Below are 20315 nucleotides of genomic sequence, written 5' to 3' on the forward strand. Positions count from 1 at the left end.
GCGTGAGATCGAACACGTTGGAGTTGCCTACTGCGCAAGGGAAAACTCCGTTCCGCGCTCGGCGGGACCATCCGCTCGCTACCGTGCACGGCGTGTCGCGTTCCGCCCGCTCCCGAGCCGTCGCCCTCGCGGTCGCCTTCGCCGCGCCCGTCGTCCTTGCCGGCTGCGGCTCCTCGGTCGATCTCGCCAAGGTCACCTTCAGCCGGACAACCATCCCGGCGGGCGAGGCCGACCCCTCGGGGCAGCGCGGTGCCGCACCGCCCGACGACGGTCCTCTCGACGCGGCCTTCGCCATGGAGAAGCTGCGCCAGGTCGAGCCGTGTGCGCTGCTCGAGGAGAAGCTGCTGGGCACCCTCGGCACCCCGGCCGAGTCCCGGCCGAGCGGCTATTCGAAGTGCAGCAACTACATGAAGGACAAGGCCGGCAAGAAGCTCAACATCACGATCATCGTGGGTGACACGCTGATCGTGGATCAGAGCAAGCTGCGGACGGTCGTGGGCGGGCTGCGCGCCAACGTCCAGAAGCTGTCCAGCGGCAGCACGTGCTTCGTCCGGGTCCCGGTGCAGGGTGGCCGCAACGCGCTCGGTCTCTCCGTGCAGGCCGGCGTCGCCGACGGTGATCCGTGCCAGCCCGCACGGCGGGTCGCGGAGGCCGTGACGACCAAGATCCGGCGCGACCCTCCCCGGCGCGAGGCGGAGGCGGGCACGCTGGCCGGTGTCGACCCCTGCCAGCTGCTGGACGGCCCAGCACGCGCCGAGGCGATCGGCGGTGCGGGCACCGAGCGCCGCTTCGGCCTCTACCAGTGCACCTACTCCCACGGTGGCGTCGACCTGCGGGTGTCGTTCGACCTTGGGTCGGACCCGGCGAGCCGTAACGGCGACAAGGTGGACCTCGGCGGTGTGACCGCCTTCCAGCGCAGGTCGGACAACGTCTATCCGAGCTGCGAGCTGCAGTGGAAGCACCGAAGGGCGGCCGGCAACAGGAGCGAGGTCGCGCGCGTCAAGCTCGAGAACGTCCAGAAGCTCCCCGAACTCGACGTCTGCGGCAAGGCAGCGGGCGCGGCAAGGGCGTTGCTGCCCAAGCTGCCGAGGCCGTGACCCGGCATCGGCCATGGAGTAAGGAAAGCCGCAGCGACACCAATTACCGCTGTCGCCGTTCACCGTCCACCTCGGACACGTCGTTCGCCGCATACCGGTCGTGCCTCCCCCCACATCGAGCTGGCAGGCAACGGGCCGCAGCCCGATCACGCCCCACTGCCACGGCGTCGGATGCTGGAGCGGCACGCCCGGCTCCGGTAGGAAGGGGCGGACGCGAGCGGGCGAGCGGCGAGGAGGCCGCATGAAGAAGATCATCAACAATCCGTCCACGGTGGTCGACGAAGCGTTGCGCGGCCTGGCCGCCGCCCACGCCGACCTGCTGCGGGTCCACACGGAACCGACCTATGTGGTGCGCGCGGACGCCCCGCGACCGGGCCGGGTCGCGGTGGTCTCCGGTGGCGGCTCCGGGCACGAGCCGCTGCACACCGGCTTCGTCGGCCGCGGCATGCTGGACGCGGCCTGCCCCGGCGCGGTGTTCACCTCGCCCACCCCGGACCAGGTGCAGGCGGCGATCCGGGCGGTTGACGGCGGGGCCGGCGTGGTGCTCGTGGTCAAGAACTACACCGGCGACGTGCTGAACTTCGAGACCGCGGCCGAGTTGGCCGCCGCCGAGGGCATCGAGGTGCGCACCGTCGTGGTCGACGACGACGTGGCCGTCAAGGACTCGACCTACACGGCCGGCCGCCGCGGCGTGGGTGGCACCGTACTGCTGGAGAAGATCGTCGGGGCGGCCGCCGAGCGCGGTGCCGATCTCGCCACGTGCGAGGAACTGGCCCGGCGCGTGGTGGCCGGCGTCCGGTCCTTCGGCATGGCGCTCACCTCGTGCACGGTGCCGCACGTGGGCGAGCCGAGCTTCTCCCTCACCGAGGACGAGATGGAGCTGGGCGTCGGCATCCACGGTGAGCCGGGCCGGTCGCGGATCGCGCTGGAACCCGCCGACGGCATCGTGCGCCGGCTGCTGGACGGCGTGGTCGAGGACCTGCCGTTCACCGAGAGCGACCGGGTGCTGCTGTTCACCAACGGCATGGGCGGTACCCCGACGATCGAGCTGTACGTTGCGCACGGGATCGCCGAGCGGCTGCTCGCCGAGCGCGGGATCCGGGTGGAGCGGCGCCTGGTCGGCCCCTACATCACGAGCCTGGAGATGCAGGGTATGAGCATCACCCTGCTCCGGCTCGACGACGAGCTGACCGAGTTGTGGGACGCGCCGGTGCACACGCCGGCGCTGCGTTGGGGAGTGTGAGCGTGGGTTGCACTGCTGAGCGGTTGGCCCTGGCCCTGCGGGCGGCGGCCGCGGTGATCGCCGTGCACCGCGACGAGCTCGTCGAGCTGGACCGGGCGATCGGCGACGCCGACCACGGCGAGAACATGCACCGTGGTTTCACCGCGGTGGTCGCCAAGCTGGTCGGCGGCGGGTTCGACACCCCGGGCGCCGTGTTGAAGGTGACCGCGACGACGTTGATCTCCACCGTGGGCGGGGCTTCCGGTCCGCTCTACGGCACGGCGTTCCTCCGCGCGTCCACGGCGCTCGGCGACACGTCCGAAGTGGACGGACCGGGCGCCGCGGCCGCGCTGCGCGGCGCGCTGGACGGGGTGGTGGCCCGCGGCAAGGCCGAGGTCGGCGACAAGACGATGGTGGACGCACTGGCACCGGCGGTCGAAGCCGCCAAGGCGGCGGCCGAGGCCGGTGGGGACGTGGCGGCCGTGCTGGCCGTGGCGGCCGAGGCCGGCGAGCGCGGCGCCGAGAGCACGGTCCCGCTGGTGGCACGCAAGGGTCGCGCCTCCTACCTCGGTGAGCGCAGCGCAGGCCACCTCGACCCGGGCGCGCGGTCCACCGCGCTGCTGCTCCGAGCGCTCGCCGACGAGGCGGGTGCGTCATGACGATCGGGCTGGTCCTGGTGTCACACAGCGCCCGGCTCGCCGAGGGCGTGGCCGAGCTGGCCGGCCAGATGGCGCCGGACGTGCCGATCCAGCCGGCGGGCGGGCTCCCGGACGGCTCACTGGGCACCGACTACGACCTGGTGTCCGCCGCCGTGGAGCGCGCCGATCGGGGTGACGGCGTGGTGCTGCTGTACGACCTGGGCAGCGCCCAGATGACCGCTGAACTGGTCGCCGAGGCCGACAGCGGCGCGCGGAAGCTGTTCGTCGCGGACGCGCCGCTGGTCGAGGGTGCCGTGGCGGCCGCGGTCGCCGCACAGGGCGGTGCCGACCTGGACGGGGTGGCCGCCGCCGCGGCTACCGCCGTCGGCCAGGCCGGCGGGCCGGAGCAGGAGTTCGCGGCCGGGGCGGCCGGGGCGAGGGCCGAGCCGACCGCGGAGGCGGTCGCCGAGCCGTCCCGCTCGGCCGAGGTTGTTTTGCGCAACCAGGTGGGCCTGCACGCGCGTCCCGCCGCCCTGCTCGCGCGTTCGATCGCCGACCTGCAGGCCGAGGTCACGGTGACCTTCCGGGGGACGGAAGTCGACGCGCGCAGCGTGCTGGCGCTGATGGGGCTCAATGCGGGCGGCGGCGAGACGGTCACTGTGCAGGCCCGCGGCGCGGATGCCGACGAAGCGGTGCAACGCATCCTCGACTTGGCGGAGCGGCAATTCGACGAGTGAGCGTTGCGCCTCCCGCCGTCGTGCTGGAATCGTGCCGGGTGGCGAACCTCACCCCGGGGGCTCGGGACGGCGTGGCAGTATCTCGACATTACCGGTGCGTACGGTAACCACGCACAGACGTGCTCGAACCCTCGATGCAGCGGGAGGAAATGGCCTTGGCGCGGGAGATCACAACGGTCGGCGTGGTCGGCCTCGGCACGATGGGTGCCGGCATCACGGAGGTGTTCGCGCGCAACGGGCTGCGGGTGGTCGCGGTGGAGGCGGACGCCGAGGGCGTGGCCCGCGGTCGTGGCCACCTCGAGCACTCCACGGACCGGGCGGTCAGGCGCGGCAAGCTGAACGAGGGCGAGCAGCGTGCGCTGCTGGAACGCATCAGCTACAGCACGTCACTGTCCGACCTGGCCGACGTCGACTTCGTGGTCGAGGCGGTGCCGGAGCGGACGGAGCTGAAGGCCAAGGTCTTCGCCGAGCTGGACAAGGTCTGTCGGCCGGACGCCATCCTGGCCTCCAACACCTCGTCGCTGTCGGTCACCGAGATCGGCGTGCACACCGGGCGTCCCGGCAAGGTCGTGGGGATGCACTTCTTCAACCCGGCCCCGGTGCTCAAGCTCGTCGAGGTGGTGCGCACCGTCGTCACCGAGCCGGACGTCGTCGAGGACGTCGTGGCGCTGGCCGAGCGGCTGGGCAAGGTTCCGGTGGTCATCGGGGACCGGGCCGGTTTCATCGCGAACGCGCTGCTGTTCGGCTACCTCAACCACGCGGTGCGGATGTACGAGACGCACTACGCGACCCGCGAGGACCTGGACGCGGCGATGCGGCTGGGCTGCGGCTACCCGATGGGCCCGTTGCAGCTGCTCGACCTGATCGGCCTGGACACCGCGTACGAGATCCTCGACACGATGTACCACCAGTCGCGCAACCGGTTGCACGCGCCGGCGCCGCTGCTCAAGCAGATGATCACCGCCGGGCTGCTCGGCCGGAAGACCGGGCGCGGCTTCTACACCTACGACGCACCGGACTCGCCGACCGTCGTGCCCGACGTGCACACCCCGAGCGACGCCGACGAGTCGGCGCCCACGCCGCGTCAGGTGCAGCGGGTCGGTGTGGTGGGCACCGGCACGATGGCCACCGGGATCGTCGAGGTGTTCGCCAAGGCCGGCTACGACGTGGTGGTGCGGGCGCGTAGCGACGAGAAGGCGTCCGCGGCACTGGGCACGGTACGACGCTCGCTGGAGAAGGCCGTCGTCAAGGGCAAGCTCGACGAGGCCGCGCGCGACGCGGCGCTGGGCCGGATCCAGACCACCCTGCGGTTCGACGACCTGGCCGACTGCGACCTCGTGGTGGAGGCCGTCGCCGAGGAACTGGCGGTCAAGAAGGCGGTTTTCGAGACGCTGGACGAGGTGTGCAAGCCGGGTGCGGTGCTGGCCACCACCACCTCGTCGCTGCCGGTGATCGAGTGCGCCGCCGCCACATCCCGACCCGGCGACGTGATCGGGCTGCATTTCTTCAACCCGGCGCCGGTGATGAAGCTGATCGAGGTGGTGGACACGATCGCCACCGCGCCCGAGGCGTCCGCGACGGCCAAGGCGGTGTGCACCAGCCTGGGTAAGCACCCGGTGAGCTGCGGGGACCGGGCGGGCTTCATCGTCAACGCGCTGCTCTTCCCGTACCTCAACGACGCGGTGCGGATGCTGGAGGCGCATTACGCGTCGGCCGAGGACATCGACAACGCGATGAAGGTCGGCTGTGGTCTGCCGATGGGGCCGTTCGAGCTGCTCGACGTGGTCGGCCTGGATGTCTCGCTGGCCATCCAGCGCACGCTGTACCTGGAGTTCCGCGAGGCGGGCTTCGCCCCGGCGCCGCTGCTGGAGCACCTGGTCACCGCCGGTCGCCTCGGACGCAAGACCGGCAAGGGTTTCCGCGACTACACCTGATCACCTGATCTCCGGCGATGTTCACCGGCCCCGGCACGCCACGATCGTGCCGGGGCCGGTGTCGTTGCGGCACATCCCGGCTGCTCGCACTCCAATCCTTTGCCACACAAGGACTTTGAGGGCGCTCACCGGCAAGGCAGGAGCCAGTTTCCTGGGGCGTAGCGAGATCCAGGGTTCCACACTTGTCCTGTCCCATTTGTCCCTTTGGTGAGCGAGTGGCGGGAGTCCCGCCCAAGTAAGACGCGCTTGCAAATAAATGGCGTATACAAGTATTGTCTACGCGGGCAATGAGCGTCGTCATGTTCTGTGTCGAAGGGTCTTCCCATGCCACTCGCACTCTGGGCGCTGGCCATCGGCGCCTTCGGGATCGGGACAACCGAGTTCGTGGTGACCGGCGTCTTACCCGGGGTCGCGACCGAGTTCGCCGTCTCCGTCCCCGCCGCCGGCTACCTCGCCACCGGCTACGCCATGGGCGTGTTCCTCGGCGCGCCCCTGACCACCATCATCGGGACACGCATCGAGCGGAAGCGCATGCTGACGGCGCTGATGGTGCTGTTCGTCGTCGGAAACCTCCTCACCGCCGTTGCGCCCACGTTCGCCCTGGTTCTCCTCGGCCGGGTGCTGTCCTCCCTGACGCACGGCGCCTTCTTCGGTATCGGCGCCGTTGTGGCCGCAGACCTCGTCGCCCCGAACCGGCGAGCCAGCGCGATCGCCTTCATGTTCAGCGGGCTCACGCTGGCGAACGTCGTCGGCGTGCCGGCCGGCACGCTGCTCGGCCAACACATCAGCTGGCGCGCGACGTTCGGTGTCATCACCGTGCTCGGCGTGCTCGGAGTCATCGGCGTGGCCACCCTCGTTCCTCGTGGCCCCAAGCCGCAGGGCACGCGCGTTCGACCGGAACTCGCCGCCCTCACCGACCCGCAGGTGCTCCTCGCGATGGCGATGACCGTCCTCGGGTTCGGTGGTGTCTTCGTCTCCATCACCTACGTGGCACCGATGATGGTCGAGGTGGCCGGATTCTCCGGCTCCGGTGTCACCTGGCTGCTCATGCTGTTCGGCGTGGGGATGGTTGTCGGCAACTCCCTCGGTGGCCGGTTCGCCGACAACGCCCTGATGCCGATGCTCTACACCGCCCTGGCGGCGTTGGCCGTGGTGCTGTTCGCGTTCACCTGGGGTGCCCACAGCAAGATTGCTTCCGCGGTATGCATCTTCCTGATCGGCGGCTTCGGCTTTGCCTCCGTGCCGCCGCTGCAGAAGCAGGTGATGGACAAGGCCGCTGGAGCGCCGACCCTCGCGTCCGCGATGAACATCGGATTCTTCAACCTGGGCAATGCCATCGGTGCCTGGCTCGGCGGATTCGTCATCGCGCACGGGTTGGGCCTGACCGCCCCCAACTGGGCGGGTGCGTTGCTGCCGGCCGGTGCGCTCCTGCTCGCGGTGCTCTCGGCGGCGCTCGATCGTCATCGCCGCGACACCGATCGCGCCGACACACTCACCGCGCGCCCCGCGGAGATGACCACCGTATGAGGAGCTGGCCCGGAATGTCCTGCCACGGAACAGGCTTCAGGGCAGGAGATCATCCGGGTCGAACATCACCGGCACGGGCGCGGCCGTGATCGTGGCGGTTTCGCCAACTCGCGCGACCGACTCCAGGATGTACCGGCCGTTCTTGAGCTGGTAAGCCGTCACGGTGAGCGTGTCAACGAGCGATGGGGGATCCTGGGTTTGACGTTCGGGCTTCTGGAACTCAACGGTCCACAGGTAGGGGACACCGGCGGCCGCGTAGCCCCGCATCTTCTCGTCGCGCTTCTTTGGCGTGTTACCTGGCGACCAGACCTCCACCGCCATCACGAGGTTCTTCGCCCCAACGACGTGGCCAACCGGTGGCATGTCGATCACGACTATGTCCGGGATGAAGCAGTTTCGCAGCTCAACGCCGAGTTCCGTACCAACGGCGGTGACGACGTAGAGATCTGACCGGCCGGCTGTACGGAAGGTGTGCTTCAGCAACTCACGAAGTTCGTCGCCGACGAACTGGTGATGCATCGCAGGGAGCGGTGACACGCAGAGTTCTCCGAAGATCAGCTCGACCCGGGAGCCGTCCTCGCGCTCCGGAAGACTGAGCCAGTCCACCATCCGGAACGGGCCGAGGTGGTCCTCCATGTCCTGCAGAGCAGCGGTCACCTCGGCCTCCTTCTTGCCGCGCGGGCTCCTCGGCACTACTCGCCTGCTCTTCTTCGATCGAGCGTGCTCTGCCCCGGAGCCCCTGATCGGGTTACCCGCAGCATCCTCCGCCACAACATCCTCCCCCGCTCGGGGCCGGAGTGCCTGCGCCGCCGCGGCCGGTGACCGCGATGGTCGAGAGCAGCTTGACGGTGTCGTCGTGACCGGCCGGACAGGCCGCGGGCTCGGACGCGGCGCTCATCGGCCGGTTGACCTCGAACGTCGAGCCGCACGTGCGGCAGCGGAACTCGTACCTCGGCACGTGCCCATTGTGCCGCAGCCGCGGCGCCAACGGGTCAACCGGCGTGCGGGCCCGGGTCGAAGGGCACCTCGACCGACAGGGAAGGTTGCTCGGTCTCCACGATCTCGACCATCTCGGGCGGCAACACCCGAGGCGGCAGCTCGCCGAACCGCACGTAGCGCCAGAAGGCTGCCTCGGCGTCGGTCAGTCGATCCACGGTCCCTCGCGCGTCACCGTTCTCACCCAAGGCCCCTCCTGGAGTCACGAGGCCGGGACAGCGGGGCCCCTTACCAGCCAGAGTCGGGGCCTGGCGAGGAAAGGTAGCCCGCGTCCGGATCCGTTGACCTGCCTCGATAGCAATGCATCGGTGATCGGGAAGCAAGTGGATGAGTGACTCGGTTCCGTAACAGAGCACCGGCTCAGGCGGAAGCCAACGGCCGCGGCGGCAAACGGGATGGTCCCCATCGGCAGGAAGGACGCGGCTCCCGTGCGACGGGTGGCACGGGAGCCGCGGCGGCGAGGGGGCGTACTGATCAGGTAGGGATCAGTCGGCTTCCGTCCACGCCGCATGGGAAAGGACATACACGGGCCCGGGGACACCGTGCGCCGGTGTATGCGCGGTGCCGAGCGGCTCCGGGCCGACCCTGGTCTCGGTCAGCAGCCCGGTCGCCTCGACCGTCCGACCGGCGGTGGCGCCCCACTCGCGCAGACCCTCGATGTAGACCGGCCGTTCCCCGGTGACGACGAGGACCGCGCCGGCGTGCGCGTTACCGGCGACCCCCCGCAGCCGCACCGGCTGGTTGACCATCTCGGCAAGGTTGTTCATCAGGCGACCCGCGCGAACGCCACGGTGAAAACCTGCTCGTCGAAATCCAGCAGCGGCCGGGAGTAGTACCGCAACGTGCTCTGGTAGACCTTCATGCCCGGCTCCGCGTGGTTGGCGTGCCACCAGTTGTTCGTCTGCTCGTCGTACCAACCGTAGTCGAAGTTCACGTAACCCGGCCGCGCCCGGTAGCGGTAGGTGCTCATGTCGACCTGGCCGGTCCGCGGATTCGGCCGGTACATCTCGGCCGCCTGCTCGTCGGTCCAGTTCGGGTCCTGCTTCGAGTAGAACCGCTTGGAGAAGATGGCGGCGTGCAGGTTCGCCGGGTCGATGAACGTGGGGAACGCCCGCACCAGGTTCTGCACGCCCTGCAGCGCCGGGTGCTTGCGCACCTGCTCGGCGTACTCCCGCGGCGACGGCCGGGTCGCGACGATCTCGTTCAGCGCGGCCTGCACTTCCATGGCCCGCTGGTAAGTGCCGAACGACAGGTTGAGCGGCGGGTTCGGCGCGTCCTCCCGGTCGAGGTTGACCACGGTGACGCCGATGCAGCCCCGGGCGAGGTGGTACCGCTCCTCGGCCGTCATCGGCCTACCGTGTTGCTTCTCCCAGGCGGCAATGTAGTCCGGCACCGACCAGCTCTTGCTCTGCACGCCCCGGGGAAGCGGCGGTGCGATCGGTGGCAGCGACGTGGCGACGGCGGCGTGCGCGACGACCGCGGCATGTGCCGTTCCGGCCAGGCCGGCGGGTAACCCCAGGAGCACGAACAGCGCGACCAGGGCGCGCGGCAACCACTTCTTCACTTTTCCCACTTTCAACAAAACGGTGTTTCCGCTGGTTTTGGGTCCGGTTCCCTCCCGTGAAATGTCCGTGAGGCCGGACCGATCGAGTCGATCGTTGCGCGGGGAACGCCGTGGAACAACTGACGAACGGCCATCTCTATTTAAGACTTTGGTCACCATAAGTTCACGCGGATGGCCCAGCGTGCCGCCGTCGAGCTGGACTTCCGGGGTTTCCGCTGCTCCGTCGGAGTGATTTGCCGTGACCGTGCGCGAGGTTTGTGGACGTGCAGAAGGTCACATTCTCCTGGCGAAAAGTCTGGTGATTGTGGGGGATTGTGGGCCGCTATTCCGGGACCGTTGCACCCGCCGGGTGAGGGGGACGCTGCGGCGGTCGGGTTACCGTTGCGGACCGTGCCCCGTCGTCACCGCCCCGCCCGTGCGCGCAGGTCCGCCCACGCCGGCGAGCCGCGCCCGTTGGCCGGCGCCGGATGGGCGCGACGCGAATCCGGGCCGGACGGGAACTGGCTGGTCCGCACCGTGCCCGGTACGCAGACGGTGAAGACCTACCGCTGCCCGGGCTGCGATCACGAGATCCGGCCGGGCACGCCGCACGTGGTGGCCTGGCCCGCCGACGAGAACGGCTCGGCCGCCGACCGCCGGCACTGGCACGGCGGCTGCTGGAACGCGCGGCTGCACCGGTGGCCCACGCGGCGCCGGTGGTGAGCTCAGCACACCCGAGGACGAACCCGACCCCCAGCGGGCGTCCCCCCCAGCGGGCGGCCCGTGCACGCGGGCTGTTGCTCACCTGCGGCTGCTGCGCGCACGCGAGGCGCGGCTGCGGCCCAGCTCACGCACTCTCGATATCAGGTCGAGTGACATCCGGTGGCAGGATCGAGGTGATGAGCACCGAGATCCGCGCCAACACCGTGCTCCCCGGCCGACGGGAGCCGATCACCCTGCACACCGCGGACGGTCTGGAACTGGTCGGCGAGCTGGCGCTGCCGGAGTCGGGCACTCCCCGCGCCACCCTGGTCTGCCTGCACCCGCTGCCCACCCACGGTGGGATGATGGACTCCCATATCTACCGCAAGGCGGCGTGGCGGCTGCCGGCGCTGGCCGACATCGCGGTGCTCCGGTTCAACACCCGCGGCACCGCCAGCGAGGCCGGGCGCAGCCAGGGCGGCTTCGACAACGCGGTGGGCGAGCGGTTCGACGTCGCCGCGGCCCTGGAGTACGCCGAGTTCCACGACCTGCCGAACGTGTGGCTGCTGGGCTGGTCCTTCGGCACCGACCTCGCCCTGATGTACGGCTGCGACCCGCTGGTCGAGGGCGCCGTGCTGCTCTCCCCGCCGCTGCGGTTCAGCCGGCCGGAACACCTGCGGACGTGGGCCGAGTCGGGCAAGCCGGTGCACGCTTTCGTACCGGAGTTCGACGACTACCTGCGGCCGAACGAGGCTCGGGAGCGCTTCGCCGCCATCCCGCAGGCGGAGGTGGTGGCGTTCTCCGGCGCCAAGCACCTGTGGGTCGGGCGCGCCGAGGACGTGCTCGACGCGGTCGTGGCGCGGGTGGCCCCGGACGTGCCGACACCGCTACCACGCACGTGGGACGGGCCGTACGAGACGCGCCAGGTCACGATCGTCGAGAGCTGACATCGGCACCGGGGCCGGGGCGACGACCGGCATCGGGAATCGTCCAGTCGTACACGTTGGTCTGCACGCCATCCAGCTCGACGGTCCCCATGAAGCGGAAGTCCAGCCGGTGCGCCATGCGGTTCGACGGCCCGTTGTCCGGTGTCGTCATGATGACCACCAACCGGCCGGGCTGCGCGCGGGTGGCCCAGCCGAGCGCGGCGCGAGCCATTTCCGTGGCGTACCCACGGCCCCAGGCGCTGGGCCGGAACCGGTAGTAGAGGTTCAACGCGGGCCGGCCGTCGTGGACGTGGTGGCGCAGCCCGCCGAACCCGATCACCTTGCGGTCACCGGCCTCGCTGATCGCCCAGTACCCGAAGCCGTGTTGCGCCCAGTGCCGACGCCATGTCCTGAGATCTCGTGCCATCCGCTCCGGGTTCGCCGGGCCGAGCGGGTTGTGCACGTTGGTCTCGGGATCAGCGTGGATTTCCAGCGCCGCGTCGAGATCGTCGGCGGTGGGGCGACGCAGTAGCAGCCGCTCGGTCCGGATTTCCTCGGGTGCGTCGGCCATGCGGGTGACGCTAACCTCGGTCTTCCGTCGGCATCCACCCGCTTTCTCATTGCTGGAACGCAGAAGGCGCTGGAACACAGTGGAAGTTGGCCGCAGGCAACCGATGTGGGTCGTACTGGAGCTGAGCTGACCCCGGTCTTCATGGTCGGACTCGTGGTGTGGCGACGCCTCGGCGGAGAACCGCTCGCCGCCCGTCCGATCCAGGGAAGCCCACCGGCCGCACGCCCCCGGCCCGACCGATTGCCGGCAGGATGGGGGTGTGCACGTCATCGACAGTGGTGGAGACAACCCCCCGCTCGTGCTGCTGCACGCCTTCCCCGTGGATTCCCGGATGTGGACCGCGGCCGGTGATCCGCTGGCCGAACGGTTCCGCGTCATCACCCCGGACCAGCGCGGACTCGGCGCCACCCCGCTCGACGAGGGCGGCCGGGTACCGCCACCGGACCTGTCGGTCGTGGCGCGGGACGTGATCGGCCTGCTCGACGAGCTCGAGCTGGACCGGGTCGTGCTCGGCGGCCTGTCCATGGGTGGCTACGTGGCCATGGCCCTGCTCGCCGCGGCCCCGCACCGCGTGGCCGGCCTGGTGCTCGCGGACACCCGTGCGGCCGCCGACGGCCCCGAGCAGCGGGCCACCCGGCAGGCGGTCGCGGAACGGGCCGAGACGGCGGACACGATGGACTGGCTCGCCGACTCGATGCTGCCCAACGTGCTGGGCGCGACGACCCGCTCCGACCGGCGCGAGCTGGTCACCGCCGTGCGTGGGCTGATCATGGGCCAGCCACCCGAGGGCGTGGCGTGGGCCCAACGCGCGATGGCGGCACGCCCGGACAACAGCGCGCTCGTCCGCGCCACGGAGGTTCCGACGTTGGTCGTCGTGGGGGAGGAGGACACGCTCACCCCACCCGCCACCGCACGCGAGCTGGCCGATGCCATGCCTCACGCCGATCTCACCGTGCTGCCGAGCGCCGGGCACCTCTCGGCGCTCGAGGTGCCGGACTCCTTCGCCGCCACCCTGCTCGGCTGGTGGGCCCGCAGCTCCGGTGGCGCATCGGGATACGGTCACATGGAGTAACAATGAGTGCCACCGAATCGGGGAATGGGCCTCCACCCAAGTGGGCCATATCCTCCTTTCGGTGACCGAGCTGAGCAGCGCGGACGGCAGCGCCCCGACCGCCCATCCGAACGCCAGCCCGTCGGCGGGTCCGACCGCGGACGAGGAGCTGTTCGCGGTGTTTCGCGCGCTGGCCAACCCCACCCGGATGCGGATCCTGGAGTGGCTGCGCGATCCCCGGGACTTCCCGCCGCAGGACCACGACCCGGCCGAGGTGGGCGTGTGCGTCAAGCACATCCAGGACCGCGCCGGGATCGGTCAGTCCACGACCTCCCAGTACCTCGGCATGCTGCAACGCGCCGGCCTGGTCATCCCCACCAGGAACGGCAAGTGGACCTACTACCGCCGCAACGAGGCACGGATCCGGCTGTTCCTGGCGAGGCTGGCGGTCCAGCTCGCCGCCCTGCCGCGCGTGGAGGAACAGCCCCGGCGGTCGGCGTGACCTGACGAACGCCGCCAGGGCCCGGGGGCCTGGCGGCGTTCGTCGGCACATTGCTCAGCGCTTGCTCCGCGCCCGCGGGTTCTGTTGTTTGCCGCCCTGCTGCTGACCCTGCTGCGGGTTGCGCTGGGCCTGTTGCGGCGGCTGCGAACGCGGGGGCTGTCCGGGCTGGGCCTGCCCGGTCGGCTGCTGCGGCCGCGCCTGCTGGCCCGGGCCCGTGGCCGGCCGGCCCTGCTGGGCGTTGGGCTGCCCCTGGCCGGGCGGCGGCGTGGGCAGCTTGATGCGCTTGGTCGGCGGGTCGAGCTGCTCGGCCTTGGGCAGCTTCGCCGTCGGGCCGTCGATGTCCTTCCCGGCGGCGCCGGACGCGCCGCCCGCAGCGGTCGAGGCCGACTTGCCGCCGTCCCCCTGCGCCTGCCCCGACCCGGACGGCTTCCCGTCCGACCCGCCGCTCTCCTTCGACACCGCGGGCCTGGCCGGCTCACCGTCATCGGCACCCTTGTCCGTTCTACCGGCCGCCTTCTGCTGGCCGTCTGGGCTCGTCGCCGACTCCGCCTTGCCGTCCTTGTCATCCTCGTCCGTGGGCTCGTCCGCCGAAGCCTTGGTGTCCGCGGCAGGCTTCGGCTCGGCATCCCCGCCGGCCCGACCGCCCCCGCCGGCCGACTGCGTCGTGCCCTTCGCGTCCTCGGCGGTGCCGCTTCCGGTGCTCCCGCCGGCGGCGTCGTCCCCAGCGCCGGCAGCCTCGGCCGACCGGGTGCGGCCGGCGACGATGTCCTCCTCGTCGTCGTCCGGCTCGAGCTGCGGCCCGGCCTCGGCGACCAGCGAGTGCAACGCGTGCAGCTGCGCCTGCATGGACTTGAGCTGCTCGGCGACCCGCCCGCGCAACGTGCGCAGCTCGGTGACCCGGCGGGTGGCCTCGGTGACCCGGCGGTTCGACTCGTCGGTGGCCACCTGCAGCCGGCGGTTGGCTTCCTCGGTCGCCTCCCGGACGCGCCGGTTGGCCTCGTCGGTCGCCTCCCGCACCCGGCGGTTCGCCTCGTTGGTGGAGTCCTGCAGCTTCTGGTTGGACTGCTGGTTCGCCTCGGCGATCCGGCGGCCGGCCTCCTGGTTCGACTCCTGCAGGTGCCGGTTGGCCTGCTCGATCCGGCGGGCGGCCTCCTCGGCGGCCTCGCGGACGCGCCGGTTGGCCTCCTCCCCGGCCTCGTGCAACCGGCGGTTCGCCGCCTCGACCCGGCGGTTGGCTTCCTCGGTCGCCTCGCGGACGCGCCGCTCCGCCTCGGCCTTGCTCGCCGCCTCCTGCTCGGCCAGCGTGCGCATCGCCTCGGTGCGCCGGCCGGTCATGGCGATCTCGAAGTCCTCCTCGACCTGCCGGCGGCGCGCGTCGGCCTCGGCGTCGATCCGCTGCTGCCGCTGGGTGGCCTCGGCAACGATGCGCTCGGCCTCGGCCCGGGCCTGCTCCAGCACGGCGCGGTGCTCGGCCTCCATCTCGGCCCGCCGGGCGTCCATCTCCGCGATGAGCTTCTCGTAGCGGCCACGCAGCTCGGCCGCCTCCTGCTCGCCGCGGGCGCGCAGGTGCGAGGCCTCGGCCTGGGCCCTGGACTTGATCTCGCCGGCCTCTTCCTGAGCCAGCCGCAACATCCGCTGCAGGCGCTCGCTCATCCCCTCGACCGTCGTCGGGGGCTGGGCGAGCCGCTCCACCTGGCCGCGCAGCGACTCGATCTCGGTGCGGGCGACCTCGAGCTGGCGCGCGAGATCGGCCGCCTGCGACACCGCGGCGTCGCGGTCGGCGGCGAGGATGCGCAGATCGGCGTCCAGCCGTTCGAGGTGTTCGTCGACCTGGGCGCGGTCGTACCCGCGCCGGGCAATGTCGAATCCAGCTCCGAGCGGGACCAGGTCACGGTCATCGGCAAGGCCCATGGCCTCACGCTACCTGGGTCGGGGGAGTGGTTGGTGGGCAGCTCCGCCGCGACACGGCAAAGAAAATACGGAAGGTGGCCTCCGCGCGGGGAAATCGGGCGAAGGCCACCTCCGGCGTGTCGGTGCGGGCCATCCGGTGCGGGCCCGGTGTCACACCCCGCGGAACCGGTTGATCTCCGCCAGGTGCTCCTGGCGCAGCTCGTGGTCGCGTACGCCCAAGCCCTCCTCCGGGGCCAGGCACAGCACACCGACCTTGCCCTGGTGCGCGTTGCGATGCACGTCCAGCGCGGCCTGCCCGGTCTCGGCCAACGGGTACACCTTGGACAGTGTCGGATGGATCATGCCCTTGGCGATCAACCGGTTCGCCTCGTAGGCCTCGCGGTAGTTGGCGAAGTGCGAGCCGATGATCCGCTTGAGATGCATCCACAGGTAGCGGTTGTCGTAGACGTGCATGTAGCCGGAGGTGGAGGCACACGTCACGACGGTGCCGCCCTTACGGGCGACGTATACGCTGGCGCCGAAGGTCTCCTTGCCCGGGTGCTCGAAGACGATGTCCGGGTCCTCGCCACCGGTCAGCTCCCGGATCCGGGCACCGAACCGCTTCCACTCCGACGGGTCCGGGGTGTGCTCGTCCTTCCAGAACCTGTAGCCCTCGGCGGCGCGGTCGATCACCAGCTCGGCACCCATCTTGCGGCAGATCTCCGCCTTGGCCGGGCTGGAGACGACACACACCGGGATGGCGCCGCCGTTGAGCGCGAACTGGGTCGCATACGAGCCCAGGCCACCGGAGGCGCCCCAGATCAGCACGACGTCACCCTGCTTCATGTCCGCGCCGTTGCGGGAGACCAGCTGCCGGTAGGCGGTGGAGTTCACCAGACCCGGGCAGGCGGCCTCCTCCCAGGTGAGGTGGTTCGGCTTGGGCATCAGCTGGTTCGTCTTGACCAGCGCGATGTCGGCCAGACCGCCGTAGTTGGTCTCGAACCCCCAGATTCGCTGCTCGGGGTCGAGCATGGTGTCGTTGTGCCCGTCCGAATGCTCCAGCTCGACGCTCAGGCAGTGCGCCACGACCTCATCGCCCGGCTTCCAGGCGTTCACGCCCGGGCCGGTGCGCAGCACCACGCCGGCCAGGTCCGAGCCGACCACGTGGAACGGCTGGTCGTGCCGCTTGGCCAGCGGCGAGGTCCGGCCGTAGCGGCGCAGGAAGCCGAACGTGGACAGCGGCTCGAAGATCGAGGTCCACACCGTGTTGTAGTTGACGGCGCTGGCCATCACCGCCACCAGGGCCTCACCCGGACCCAGCTCCGGGGTGGCGATCTCGTCCACGTGCAGCGACTTGCGGGGGTCCTTCTCCTTGTGCGGCACCCCCTCGAACATGTCCACCTCATCGGCACGCACGGTCACGCCGCGGTAGGACGTGGGCACGGGGAGCGAGGCGATCGCGCCCAGCTCGTCGCCCAGGATCGCGTCGAGGATCTTCTGCACGGCGAGAACCTCCCTGGTGAAGGGTGTTGCGGGGGCACCGGCGGCACCCCGCGGCCAGCACGGAACGGCGCAGGTGGCCGGAGGTTACCCGTGGGTAATGATCCAGCGGCACCGAGGTGTGAGCCACTCCACCGGTATTCGCCCGATCGCGCGACGCCAACCCGGGAACCCCGTGCTCGACCGGAGCTTGACCGGCTGGCCAACCAAGGAGCACAGTGGAGGTGGGTGGGCCCGGCCCGCCGGGTCCACTTCGGTCCCCATCGATGGAGGTGGTGACGGATGAAACCGTGGACCCGTTGGCAGGACTGGGGTGCGGTGGTGTTCGGGGTGTACACCCTGCTCTCGCCGCTGTGGTTGACGACCTCGACCGGGGCGATGTGGACGATGATCGTCTTCGGCGCCCTGCTCGCGATCGCGGGCGCGTGGTCGCTGGCCCAGCCCGGCTCGGTCATCAGCGAGTACTCCCACGTCGTGTTGGGCGTGCTGCTGTTCCTGGCGCCGTGGGTGATGGGCTACGCCGACATGGCCGGGGCCGCCTGGACGTCGTGGATCGTCGGTGTCCTTGCCGTGATCGTGGGCCTGGCCGGCGTGCCGGCCGCCAATACCGCACACCGCGGACTGGCGGGCCAGCACTAGTCATTCAATAGGCAAGACCAAGCAACACGGTGCGGCGCCGGGCCGGGCGGCCCGGCGCCCACCCTGTCGCGAACCGGAAGGTGATGTTCCCCCGCGGACCATGGAGCTGTTGACAGGCACCGGCTGACAGCGCGTTGTGGGACAGGTGTCGAGCAGGGGAAACCACTGACGCGGCCACTTGTTGCCGGGACGTCGATCCACCGTCAGGCACGGGTTCGGCGAACTTCACGTCGGGTAAGCCCGGCCGTGGCTATCGTCGGCCGGGCACGCGGATCACGAGGCACCGGCGCTCGACGTCACCGGAAAGGCTCGACGTCACCGGAAAGGATGGGGATCGGCCGCCCCAGGGCATCCGGAGCCGTTGGAGCCCGCCGACAGGGAGTGCAGATGACTCACTCAGGCCGGCCGCCCGGCCCGGGCGGGCAGGTCGTCGACGGGGCGTCGACCAGGGAACGCATCCTGCGCGCCGCCGAGGAACTGTTCGCCGAGTCCGGGTTCGAGGCCACGCCCACCTCCCGCATCGCCGAGCGGGCGGGCGTGCCGAAGGGGCTGGTCCACTACTACTTCCGCCGCAAGCCCGACCTGCTGGCCGCGCTGGTGGCCCGACTGCCCGACGAGCCCATCGAGACCGCCCACGTGGTGGTGACCGGTGACGTCGCGGAGAGCCTGCGCCGGCTGGTCGGCGAGCTGGACGAGCGGCTGGGCGCCTCCCCGCTGCTCTCCCACCTGCTGTGGCGGGAGGCCGACACGCACGAGGCGGTCCGCGAGGCCCTCATCCACCGCTTCCAGCGGCTCGTCGAGCAGATCCGAAACGTGATCACCGCCGCCCGCCCGGACATCGCCGTACACGCGGACACCGACTCGGCCGCGCGGTTGCTGGCGCTGGCCGTCAGCTACCGCCATTCGGTGGCGCGGCACGGTGAGCAGCCCCGGCCCATGGCGCGGGAACTCACCTTTCTGGCCGAGGCCCTGGCCCGCGGCGCCGGCACGCCAGCGTCCGGGGCCGCCCGCTGACCGGGCGGCTCGGTCGCAGGGATGCTTCAGTGTGCTTCCGGCTCGCCCTCGGCCGGCTGGACCAACTCCACGAGCACGCCGCCGGCGTCCTTGGGGTGCACGAAGTTGACCCGGCTGTCCGACGTGCCCCGCTTGGGCTCGGAGAACAACACCCGCAGGCCCTTGGCCCGCAACGCCGCACACGCCGCGTCGATGTCGGTGACCCGGTAGGCGATCTGCTGCAGGCCGGGACCGCTGCGGTCGAGGAACTTGGCGATCGTCGACTCCTCGGTCAGCGGGGCGAGCAGCTGGATCTGCGTGCCGCCGGCGTCGCCGGGCGCGCGCAGCATCGCCTCCCGGACGCCCTGCTCCTCGTTGGTCTCGGTGTGCGTCACCTCGAAGCCGAAGGTGTCGCGGTAGAACGCGATCGCGGCGTCCAGGTCTGGCACCGCGACGCCGACGTGGTCCACGGCGGTGACGTGAGGCTGCAGGTCAGGCATGCTCGGAGGGTAGGCCCTGGACGGGGCGGTGCCAGCTGCGGAGCGTGTGCGGCTACTCACACGAAAAGCCGTCCGCGATCACGGGTATGGTCCGCAGTTAACAACCGCTAGCGTCGCCAATCGGAGCCGGAGCACCAGCTACAGGAGGCAGCCGTGACCACATCCGTCATCGTCGCGGGGGCGCGGACCCCGATGGGTCGCCTGCTCGGTTCGCTCAAGGACTTCTCGGCCGCCCAGCTCGGTGGCGTGGCCATCAAGTCCGCGCTGGAGCGCGCCGGTGTGCCGCCGGAGCAGGTGCAGTACGTGATCATGGGCCAGGTGCTGACCGCGGGCACCGGCCAGATCCCGGCCCGCCAGGCCGCGGCCGCCGCGGGCATCCCGATGACGGTACCGGCGCTGACCATCAACAAGGTGTGCCTGTCCGGGCTGGACGCGATCGCGCTGGCCTCCCAGCTCATCCGGGCCGGCGAGTTCGACATCGTGGTGGCCGGCGGCCAGGAGTCCATGACCCAGGCCCCGCACCTGCTGCCCAAGTCCCGGGCCGGCTTCAAGTACGGCGACGTGCAGCTGGTCGACCACATGGCCTACGACGGCCTGTTCTGCGCGTTCGACCAGGTCGCCATGGGCGCCTCCACCGAGAAGTACAACTCCCGCTACGGCCTGACCCGCCAGGAGCAGGACGCCTTCTCGGCCCGCTCCCACCAGCGCGCCGCGGCCGCCCAGGCCAACGGCATCTTCGCCCAGGAGATCGCGCCGGTGCAGGTGCCGCAGCGCAAGGGCGACCCGCTCGTGGTCGACACCGACGAGGGCGTGCGCGCCGACACCACCGCCGAGGGGCTGGGCAAGCTGCGTCCGGCGTTCGCCGCGGACGGCACCATCACCGCCGGCTCCGCCTCGCAGATCTCCGACGGCGCCGCCGCCGTGGTGGTGATGAGCAAGGCCAAGGCCGAGGAACTGGGCCTGAGCTGGATCGCCGAGATCGGTGCGCACGGCGTGGTCGCCGGCCCCGACCCGAGCCTGCACGAGCAGCCCTCCAATGCCATCAAGGTCGCCTGCGCCAGGGACGGTCTCGACCCGGCCGCGCTCGACCTGGTGGAGATCAACGAGGCGTTCGCCGCGGTCGGCATCGTCTCCGCCCGGCAGCTCGGCATCGACGAGGACAAGGTCAACGTCAACGGCGGGGCGATCGCGCTCGGCCACCCGATCGGTATGTCCGGTGCCCGCATCGCGCTGCACCTGGTGCTGGAACTGCGGCGCCGTGGTGGCGGCGTGGGCGCGGCCGCGTTGTGCGGTGGCGGCGGCCAGGGCGATGCGCTGATCCTGCGGGTGCCCCAGCAGGGGTGATGA

The 20315-nt window shown here is 70.8% G+C and carries 22 protein-coding genes; 13 read left to right on the top strand and 9 right to left on the bottom strand.

The genetic code is table 11. The features are described 5' to 3' along the window. Positions 1 to 92: 92 nt before the first annotated feature. The 6 genes from IEY55_RS01585 (at position 93) to IEY55_RS01610 (ending at position 7155) form a co-directional block, all read left to right on the top strand. Positions 93 to 1097 (top strand): DUF3558 family protein, encoded by a 1005-nt coding sequence (locus IEY55_RS01585; RefSeq protein ID WP_189053056.1) that lies wholly within the window; start codon positions 93 to 95, stop codon positions 1095 to 1097. Positions 1098 to 1338: 241 nt separating this feature from the next. Continuing rightward, positions 1339 to 2340 (top strand): dihydroxyacetone kinase subunit DhaK, encoded by a 1002-nt coding sequence (dhaK, locus tag IEY55_RS01590; RefSeq protein ID WP_189053058.1) that lies wholly within the window; start codon positions 1339 to 1341, stop codon positions 2338 to 2340. A gap of 2 nt (positions 2341 to 2342) precedes the next feature. Then, entirely contained in the window at positions 2343 to 2978 is a 636-nt protein-coding gene (gene dhaL / locus IEY55_RS01595; protein WP_189053060.1) for a dihydroxyacetone kinase subunit DhaL, read from the top strand. Continuing rightward, a complete protein-coding gene (gene dhaM / locus IEY55_RS01600; protein ID WP_189053062.1) occupies positions 2975 to 3694 on the top strand; it encodes a dihydroxyacetone kinase phosphoryl donor subunit DhaM in 720 nt (239 codons plus the stop codon). Before dhaL ends, dhaM begins: the two co-directional genes overlap by 4 nt. 155 nt (positions 3695 to 3849) lie before the next feature. Then, positions 3850 to 5628 carry a 3-hydroxyacyl-CoA dehydrogenase family protein gene (locus tag IEY55_RS01605; protein WP_189053326.1) on the top strand — a complete coding sequence of 593 codons (1779 nt, stop codon included), beginning with the start codon at positions 3850 to 3852 and terminating at the stop codon, positions 5626 to 5628. 324 nt (positions 5629 to 5952) lie between these two features. Continuing rightward, positions 5953 to 7155, top strand: a complete 1203-nt coding sequence (locus IEY55_RS01610) for an MFS transporter (protein ID WP_189053064.1) — start codon at positions 5953 to 5955, stop codon at positions 7153 to 7155. A gap of 36 nt (positions 7156 to 7191) precedes the next feature. On the opposite strand, the gene IEY55_RS01615 is transcribed toward IEY55_RS01610, so the two are convergent. The 5 genes from IEY55_RS01615 to IEY55_RS01635 form a co-directional block, all read right to left on the bottom strand. Then, entirely contained in the window at positions 7192 to 7812 is a 621-nt protein-coding gene (locus IEY55_RS01615; protein ID WP_189053066.1) for a Uma2 family endonuclease, read from the bottom strand. 91 nt (positions 7813 to 7903) lie between these two features. Continuing rightward, complete coding sequence (locus tag IEY55_RS01620; RefSeq protein ID WP_189053068.1) at positions 7904 to 8113, bottom strand: FmdB family zinc ribbon protein; 210 nt, start codon at positions 8111 to 8113, stop codon at positions 7904 to 7906. 34 nt (positions 8114 to 8147) lie between these two features. After that, on the bottom strand, positions 8148 to 8339 hold the full coding sequence (locus IEY55_RS01625) for a hypothetical protein (RefSeq protein ID WP_189053381.1): 192 nt from the start codon (positions 8337 to 8339) through the stop codon (positions 8148 to 8150). A gap of 297 nt (positions 8340 to 8636) precedes the next feature. Then, positions 8637 to 8918, bottom strand: a complete 282-nt coding sequence (locus IEY55_RS01630; RefSeq protein ID WP_189053070.1) for a hypothetical protein — start codon at positions 8916 to 8918, stop codon at positions 8637 to 8639. Beyond that, positions 8918 to 9715 carry a hypothetical protein gene (locus tag IEY55_RS01635; protein ID WP_189053072.1) on the bottom strand — a complete coding sequence of 266 codons (798 nt, stop codon included), beginning with the start codon at positions 9713 to 9715 and terminating at the stop codon, positions 8918 to 8920. Before IEY55_RS01635 ends, IEY55_RS01630 begins: the two co-directional genes overlap by 1 nt. A 390-nt stretch (positions 9716 to 10105) precedes the next feature. Between IEY55_RS01635 and IEY55_RS01640 the strand changes: the two genes are divergently transcribed. Together IEY55_RS01640 and IEY55_RS01645 are read left to right on the top strand one after the other, a co-directional pair. Beyond that, complete coding sequence (locus IEY55_RS01640; protein ID WP_373289945.1) at positions 10106 to 10417, top strand: Rv1322 family protein; 312 nt, start codon at positions 10106 to 10108, stop codon at positions 10415 to 10417. A gap of 176 nt (positions 10418 to 10593) precedes the next feature. Further along, complete coding sequence (locus tag IEY55_RS01645) at positions 10594 to 11343, top strand: alpha/beta hydrolase (RefSeq protein ID WP_189053074.1); 750 nt, start codon at positions 10594 to 10596, stop codon at positions 11341 to 11343. On the opposite strand, the gene IEY55_RS01650 is transcribed toward IEY55_RS01645, so the two are convergent. Continuing rightward, positions 11324 to 11893: a GNAT family N-acetyltransferase gene (locus IEY55_RS01650; RefSeq protein WP_189053076.1), complete on the bottom strand. Its 570-nt coding sequence runs from the start codon at positions 11891 to 11893 to the stop codon at positions 11324 to 11326. The genes IEY55_RS01645 and IEY55_RS01650 overlap by 20 nt on opposite strands. Before the next feature lie 259 nt (positions 11894 to 12152). Between IEY55_RS01650 and IEY55_RS01655 the strand changes: the two genes are divergently transcribed. Next, complete coding sequence (locus IEY55_RS01655) at positions 12153 to 12965, top strand: alpha/beta fold hydrolase (protein ID WP_189053078.1); 813 nt, start codon at positions 12153 to 12155, stop codon at positions 12963 to 12965. Positions 12966 to 13026: 61 nt separating this feature from the next. Next, positions 13027 to 13446, top strand: a complete 420-nt coding sequence (locus IEY55_RS01660; protein WP_189053383.1) for an ArsR/SmtB family transcription factor — start codon at positions 13027 to 13029, stop codon at positions 13444 to 13446. Between the two features lie 54 nt (positions 13447 to 13500). Here IEY55_RS01660 and IEY55_RS33200 read toward each other — a convergent pair whose 3' ends face one another. Continuing rightward, on the bottom strand, positions 13501 to 15357 hold the full coding sequence (locus tag IEY55_RS33200) for a coiled-coil domain-containing protein (protein ID WP_189053080.1): 1857 nt from the start codon (positions 15355 to 15357) through the stop codon (positions 13501 to 13503). A gap of 150 nt (positions 15358 to 15507) precedes the next feature. Continuing rightward, positions 15508 to 16839: a crotonyl-CoA carboxylase/reductase gene (ccrA, locus tag IEY55_RS01670; RefSeq protein ID WP_189053082.1), complete on the bottom strand. Its 1332-nt coding sequence runs from the start codon at positions 16837 to 16839 to the stop codon at positions 15508 to 15510. A 279-nt stretch (positions 16840 to 17118) separates the two neighbouring features. On the opposite strand from ccrA, the gene IEY55_RS01675 reads away from it, so the two are divergent. After that, positions 17119 to 17475 (top strand): SPW repeat protein, encoded by a 357-nt coding sequence (locus tag IEY55_RS01675; protein ID WP_189053084.1) that lies wholly within the window; start codon positions 17119 to 17121, stop codon positions 17473 to 17475. Positions 17476 to 17862: 387 nt separating this feature from the next. Beyond that, complete coding sequence (locus tag IEY55_RS01680; RefSeq protein WP_189053086.1) at positions 17863 to 18489, top strand: TetR/AcrR family transcriptional regulator; 627 nt, start codon at positions 17863 to 17865, stop codon at positions 18487 to 18489. Positions 18490 to 18515: 26 nt separating this feature from the next. On the opposite strand, the gene mce is transcribed toward IEY55_RS01680, so the two are convergent. Further along, positions 18516 to 18968: a methylmalonyl-CoA epimerase gene (mce, locus tag IEY55_RS01685; RefSeq protein WP_189053088.1), complete on the bottom strand. Its 453-nt coding sequence runs from the start codon at positions 18966 to 18968 to the stop codon at positions 18516 to 18518. 153 nt (positions 18969 to 19121) lie between these two features. Here mce and IEY55_RS01690 point away from each other — a divergent pair, with 153 nt between their 5' ends. After that, a complete protein-coding gene (locus IEY55_RS01690; RefSeq protein ID WP_189053090.1) occupies positions 19122 to 20312 on the top strand; it encodes an acetyl-CoA C-acetyltransferase in 1191 nt (396 codons plus the stop codon). The last annotated feature ends 3 nt before the right edge of the window (positions 20313 to 20315 follow it).

Origin of the sequence: Longimycelium tulufanense (assembly GCF_014645795.1) — a bacterium.
In the GTDB taxonomy this organism is placed as follows: domain Bacteria; phylum Actinomycetota; class Actinomycetes; order Mycobacteriales; family Pseudonocardiaceae; genus Longimycelium; species Longimycelium tulufanense.